Origin of the sequence: uncultured Mucilaginibacter sp. (genome assembly GCF_903893715.1) — a bacterium.
GTDB lineage: Bacteria > Bacteroidota > Bacteroidia > Sphingobacteriales > Sphingobacteriaceae > Mucilaginibacter.
Map to the genome: position 1 here is coordinate 20,867 of NZ_CAITNG010000007.1, position 6,752 is coordinate 27,618.

Annotated in this window: 5 protein-coding genes and 1 tRNA gene; 3 read left to right on the plus strand and 3 right to left on the minus strand. The window is 43.9% G+C overall.

The window, feature by feature from the left end:
- Positions 1-2: 2 nt before the first annotated feature.
- From cdaA to QZX97_RS00935, 3 genes are read right to left on the minus strand one after another with little or no spacing between them, the layout of a single operon-like run.
- Positions 3-794 carry a diadenylate cyclase CdaA gene (gene cdaA, locus QZX97_RS00925; RefSeq protein WP_295649765.1) on the minus strand — a complete coding sequence of 264 codons (792 nt, stop codon included), beginning with the start codon at positions 792-794 and terminating at the stop codon, positions 3-5.
- Between the two features lie 26 nt (positions 795-820).
- On the minus strand, positions 821-1,873 hold the full coding sequence (locus QZX97_RS00930; protein WP_295649768.1) for a TerC/Alx family metal homeostasis membrane protein: 1,053 nt from the start codon (positions 1,871-1,873) through the stop codon (positions 821-823).
- Between the two features lie 3 nt (positions 1,874-1,876).
- The gene (locus QZX97_RS00935) at positions 1,877-2,848 is read right to left on the minus strand and encodes a polyprenyl synthetase family protein (protein ID WP_295649771.1); all 972 of its coding nucleotides are present in this window, start codon (positions 2,846-2,848) and stop codon (positions 1,877-1,879) included.
- Between the two features lie 162 nt (positions 2,849-3,010).
- Here QZX97_RS00935 and QZX97_RS00940 point away from each other — a divergent pair.
- The 3 genes from QZX97_RS00940 (at position 3,011) to QZX97_RS00950 (ending at position 6,656) form a co-directional block, all read left to right on the plus strand.
- Positions 3,011-3,098: transfer RNA gene (locus QZX97_RS00940), tRNA-Ser, on the plus strand.
- 340 nt (positions 3,099-3,438) lie between these two features.
- Positions 3,439-4,770: a sigma-54 dependent transcriptional regulator gene (locus QZX97_RS00945; RefSeq protein WP_295649774.1), complete on the plus strand. Its 1,332-nt coding sequence runs from the start codon at positions 3,439-3,441 to the stop codon at positions 4,768-4,770.
- A gap of 419 nt (positions 4,771-5,189) precedes the next feature.
- A complete protein-coding gene (locus tag QZX97_RS00950) occupies positions 5,190-6,656 on the plus strand; it encodes an outer membrane beta-barrel protein (RefSeq protein WP_295649776.1) in 1,467 nt (488 codons plus the stop codon).
- Positions 6,657-6,752: the final 96 nt, after the last annotated feature.

Below are 6,752 nucleotides of genomic sequence, written 5' to 3' on the forward strand. Positions count from 1 at the left end.
GCCTAAAAATCCTTATTCAACAACTTCTCCAGCTCGGCAAAGCTGATATTCATTTTTACGCGGCCGTGTTTGGCGTACGATATTTCGCCCGTCTCTTCGGAGATGATGAGGGCCGTAGCATCGTTAGCTTCGGATACACCGATACCTGCCCTGTGGCGCAAACCAAATTGGGCGGGCAGGTCGGTATTGTCGGTGAGCGGCAAAATGCAACTGGCCGATTTAATTTTGTTCTCGGCAATAACCACGGCGCCATCGTGCAGGGGGCTGTTTTTTTGGAATATGGCTTCGAGCAGGCGTTTTGATATTTTGGCGTCCACCAGTTCGCAACTGTTTTGGTAAAACTGTTCATCGTAATACTTGGCAAATACAATCAACGCGCCGGTGCGACTTTGTTTCATGCTTTTACAGGCATCAATTATCGGTTTTATACGCGCCAGGTTGTTGCGTTCATCGTCCTTTTTACCAAAAAAATAGCGCCACCAGGCCTTGTTCCGTTGGAGCGAGGCATTTTTTCCCACCAACAGCAAAAACCGCCTGATCTCCTGCTGAAAGACGACGATAAGCGCGATAATACCCACATTCATAAAATTTTCGAGTATTTTGGTGAGCAGTGGCATTTCCAAGGCCCTCACTACAAAATAAAGCACACAAATCAATGCGAGGCCTATAAAAATATTGGCGGCAATGGTGCCGCGTATCAGGTTGTATAACTGGTAAATGATGATAGCCACGATAACGATATCGAGCAAATCGAAAAAGCGGAAGTGGAACGAATGGAAATCGAACAATTGCATCAAGCTAAGTTAATAAGTTTTTAGGCTTAATGAACAGCCTTTTTCTTCACAGGGAAAATGAGCGAACCCACCACACTGATGAAAAGGATAAGCAGGATGATGAGCAGCGAGTTCATGGTGGTGAGCCCAATGGCCAAAGCGTAGCTACCGGCGAGCATTTTTGCACCGATAAAAGCCAGCAAAACCGCCAAGCCGGTTTTAAGATAGTGGAATTTATCGATGATATTGACCAGCAAAAAGAACATGGAACGTAGCCCCAATATGGCGAAGATATTGGAAAAGAATACGATGTAAGGGTCCTTAGTTACCGAAAAAACTGCCGGGATGGAATCAACCGCGAATACCAAATCGGTAAACTCGATGATGAGCAACACCAGAAACAGCGGTGTTATCATCCGTTTAGCATCTATCCTGACAAAGAACCTATTGCCTTCGAACTTTGGGTATACGGCAAAATATTTCGTGGCAAATTTTACCACTTTGTGGTTTTCGGTATCTATATTTTCTTCTTTGTTGCGGTTGATAAACATGGTGATGCCCGTGTAAACCAAAAAAGCACCAAAAAGGTACAAAATCCACTCGAAGCTGGCAATCAGAGCCGCACCCACAAACACAAACACAAAACGCATAACAATGGCGCCCATAATACCCCAAAACAACACTTTGTGGTAATGCCCTGCACTTACGCCGAAGGCTGTAAAAACCAGCACCATCACAAAAATATTATCTACCGAAAGGGCATACTCCACAATATAGCCGGTAATAAACTCGAGCGAAAGATTTTGGCGGTATTGGTCGAGACTGGCGGGCAGGTCGGCGGGGTTGAATTGAAGGTGGTGATGGTTTCGGATGTTTACCGCCTGCAAATCGCCATAGGTTTTGATGGAATGCAGCAAATCGCCAAAGCGATACGTTAAACCGTAAAATATAAGCGCGAATGTTATCCAAACCAGACTCATTATCGCAGCTCGTTTCAGCGTAACTTCCTGACCGGGCCTCGAGAACAGGCCCAAATCGATAGCCAGCATGGCGATGATAAAGATGAGAAAGCCGCTGATGAAAATCAGTTCGTTCGACATGCTTTATTTTTTCCTTTCTGTAGTGTAGCGCACCAATTGCTCAAGCGATGTACGGGCCTCGCCTGCAGGGAAAGTGTTCAGTATTTCGAAAGCCTCATCCTGATATATCTTCATTTGGCTTTCGGCGTATTGCAGGCCCCCGGTATCTTGTACAAAACGGATAATCTCAGCTACTTTTTTTGGTTCTTCATTATGGTTTTTTACCAGGTTGATGATACGCCGCTTATCGGACGATGAAGCACGGTTCAAGGCATAAATCAGCGGCAAAGTAACTTTTTTTTCTTTTATATCGATACCCAGGGGTTTACCCACGTCATCGGTACCAAAATCAAACATATCGTCTTTTATCTGGAAGGCGATGCCGATTTTCTCGCCAAAAAGGCGCATTTTTTCGATAGTGGCCTCGTCTGCACCCGATGACGCTGACCCGCATGCACAGCAGGAAGCGATGAGCGAAGCCGTTTTCTGGCGGATCACATCGTAATAAATTGCCTCGTCGATATCCATGCGGCGCACCTTTTCAATCTGCAGCAGTTCACCCTCGCTCATTTGACGGACCGCTTCGGATACGATACGCAGCAGATGAAAATCGTTGTGTTCAACCGATAGCAGCAAACCCTTCGACAGCAAAAAATCGCCAACCAAAACGGCTATCTTGTTCTTCCACAACGCATTGATAGAGAAAAATCCGCGACGTTGGTAAGAATTGTCAACCACATCATCATGCACTAAACTGGCGGTATGTAAAAGCTCCACCAAGGCCGCGCCACGATAAGTACTTTCGTTGATGCCTCCGCAAACGCTGGCCGATAAGAACACGAACATGGGCCGTATTTGCTTTCCTTTGCGCTTTACGATATAATGGGTGATACGGTCGAGCAGCGGTACCGAACTTTTCATCGATGCGGTAAACTTCTCTTCGAAGGCATCAATTTCGGCGGCTATGGGTTTTTTTATCTCGTCTATACTCAGCATGTTTGTTCAGGCATTTGCATCCGTTATGGATCCAAAAGGCATACGTCGCAAACATAAGGTAAAATTCAATTTAAAAATAGCGGCAGGCAACGTTTTATGGTTTGATAATTTATATCGTTTTAACGCCCGATTTTTATACTTTTGCAGTCCATTAAAAGATACGGAGAAGTGTCTGAGTGGTCGAAAGAGCACGCCTGGAAAGTGTGTATACGCCAAAAGTGTATCGAGAGTTCGAATCTCTCCTTCTCCGCCTGCGTAAATGCTGCCTACAATAGTGGGTGGCATTTTTTGTTTCGGCGGTTCTCTGTTTACCAATAGTCTGTGCTACTATACTTGAGCATGTCATTTTGGTTGGGTTAGAGTAAAACCACCATTCGTCTTTGCAGTAATCAATACTCAAACATGCCAATTTGAGAAACAACCTCTCAATGTGAGAGGATTTTTAAATAGCCACTATCTCGCAAATACAAAAAAATATTCCATTCTACGCTTAAACGGGTTTTTCAAAAATCAGGCATCTTTTTAGCATGTCAAAATTAGAATTGGCCTCATTGCACTTCAAAATGAGAAAAACATCCTGACAAAACGTAATGGAGTCGACAATATTAATTATAGAGGACGAAAGCAAGTTATTGGGTCTGCTTGCAAGAATAATAGAGGGCGAAGGTTACCAGGTGCTAAAGGCACCGTCGGCCAAAGCGGGGTTAAAACTTTTGAACAACGACGAAATAAGGGTGGTGATAACCGACGTAAAGCTGCCTGATGCAAACGGTGTTGAACTGGTGAAGCTCATTAAAGATATACGCCCATATATCGAAGTGATTAATCTTACAGCATTCGGCTCCATAAAAGATGGCGTGAGGGCCATCAAAAACGGCGCTTTTGACTATATTATAAAAGGCGACGACAACGACAGGATCATACCCTTGGTGAGCAGTGCTATGGACAAAGCCAGCTTGCAGTTCCAGATCCATCAGATCAACAAAAGGGTAAGCCAGAATAATAAATTTGGTGAGATATTGGGCAAATCGCCCGCCATTATCGAAGCGATAGACTTGGCCAAAAGGGTGGCCAATACAAAAACTACTGTTCTGCTTTTAGGTGAAACAGGCACCGGAAAAGAAGTTTTTGCATCGGCCATACATGAGGAAAGTGACCGCCGCAATAAGCCTTTTGTTGCCGTTAACTGCAGTTCGTTTTCGGACGAATTATTAAAAAGCGAACTGTTTGGCCACGTTGCCGGGGCATTTACCGGCGCTATTAAAGATAAAAAAGGCTTATTTGAAGAAGCCGAAGGTGGAACGCTGTTTTTAGATGAGATTGGTGAAATGAATCTGGAGCTGCAATCAAAAGTATTGCGTGTATTGGAAAACGGCACTTATAACAAAGTGGGCGAATCGCGCACAAGCCAAGCCAATGTGCGCATCATTGCCGCCACCAACAAAGACCTGAAACACGAGGCAGAACATAACCGTTTCAGGCCTGACTTATTTTACCGCCTTGCCGTGTTCACCATTTACCTGCCCCCTTTGCGCGAGCGGAACGGCGATATTGAAATGTTGGCCAAATATTTTTTAAAGGAGTTTGCCTACAAGCTAAACCGTAATGTAAAACACATGGACGAAGCCTTTTTAAAAGTGTTGAAGGTTTATCCCTGGAAAGGCAATATACGCGAGTTGAGGAATGTAATGGAGCGCGTTGTCATACTGGCAAACAGCGATACACTGACCTGCGAATTGCTCCCTTTCGAGTTTTTTAAAGAAGACTATATGGACGAAAACACGCTCGACCTTGCCAATATTGAGCACCAGTTTATACGTAAGGCCCTGCTACAATCAAAAGGAAATAAAACTGAAGCGGCCAAGCTGCTGGGCATTGGCCTTTCCACATTATACCGCAAAATCGAAGAATATAAGTTGTGATTTTATTGATGTTTTCCCTCTTCTCAATTTGAATTGCCTTTTATCACTTTGAGAAGCATTGCCCTTATAATCCCCTCATGTTTTATTAACAAAAACATAATATCAGGCACTCCAACACCCTTCTAATTTTCATTTTGATAATTTTTATCAAAACCGACTTCCCAAAAAAGGAATTTTCACCCCCGGTTAATTCAACTTGGCAAAAATCCCTCTCAAATTGACCAACAATTTCTTGAAATAAAATTCCCATCACCTACCTTTTTAATAGATTAAATTATATAACGTATTGATTTTTAATTACTTAAAAATACAATGCCAAATAATGGCATGAGAATGGGGTACAGCCTAATAACTGTTAAATGCATTTATAGTGAAACAACCTTAACTAAATCACCAATACTCACACTAACAAAAAGAAAATGAAAAAACAATTATTTACATTATTTACATTAACCGTAGTGGCACTCGGCACACTGGCCCACCCGGTTTCCGACTCTGCAGGTGTTAAAAAAGAAAGAAAGCCGATGATAGATACGGCAAAGAAAGCCGAACCAGAACCCGATCCCCTGGCCTATGCCGATTTTTCGTGGGTGAACGGGCAAAACCGCCAATCGTCAAAATTATTGGACAATGCGTATTTCACCGGCGACTTTACTTTTGATATGAATTATACCCGTTCGAACAATAACCCGAATGACGACGTTGTGACCGGGTCGACTGCTTTGGCCCGCAACAACGAAGTTGATGTTTCGTTTGTAGGTATCGGCGGCGACTTCCATTACGATAATGTTCGCGGCCGTATCATGACCCAGTTTGGTACACGTTCAACCGTTGTGCCGCGTAACGACTATAGCGGCTACAAAGGCCAATACGATCTGCCCGATGCTTACCGTTACCTGAGCGAAGCTTATGGTGGCTACCATTTTAATGCCATGCACGGCATCAATGTAGACATGGGTATTTTCATGTCGTACATCGGTATGTTCTCTTACAATAACTTCGAAAACTGGAGCTACCAGCCATCGTATACCTCGGATAACACACCTTGGTTCTTCAACGGTATCCGTGTGCAGATGTTCCCATCTCTTAAAACCAAAATTGAGCTATGGTTCATCAACGGGTGGCAATCTTACGGTGTGTTCAACAAGATGCCTGGTTTTGGCTTCTCGGTAGTAAACAGACCAAGCAAAAATACCTCATGGGTATCTAATAACTATTTTGGTACCGATGTTGCCGGAGCACCTGATGTAAAACGGTTCCATACCGACAACTCATACCAACATTTATACTATGATAATGCGAATGCAAAAGGGCCGGGCATAAAACGCGCCGCTTTCACCTTAACCGGCGATTTTGGCTTTCAAACAGGTACGGCCCCCGGTAATGTGGTCTACTCGGCATTTGGTGCAAATGCCTCTAACTTCATCAGCGGTATGGCCTATAACAGGCTTTGGTTTGGTGATGGCATGAAATGGGGATGGACCATCGGTGGTGGCTTTATGTCGAACCCAAGCGGTTATCTGGCCTTGGTACCCCCAGGTTTAGCTACCGACTCGTTTATTGCGAACCAGGTTCCCGGCTCTAAAATGGCCGGATGGGATGCATCAACCTGTATCGACTACAACCCTAACCAATTTTTGACCTTACGTTTCGAGTTGGTACACCGTTTCATGAATATTCCTTATTTCAACGGAGCGGGTGGTGTATCGGGTCCTACAGGTTACACAGCTAACCCGTCGACAAGTTACAATCCGAATTCGTACATACCAAATCCGCCAACCATTGTTAACGCAAACGGAAATACAGTACCAAACCCAAATTTTGTGCCGTATGATCTGGTTAACTCTGAAAGCAGATTCATCATCGCATTGATTACAAGGTTTTAACCCTAAAGCAGGTGCCGTCAACAGCTAACGGCACCTGCTTTACTTAATTAATTTTTGGCTGGAACTTTTAAAAATTAACACAATGAAAAATTTACA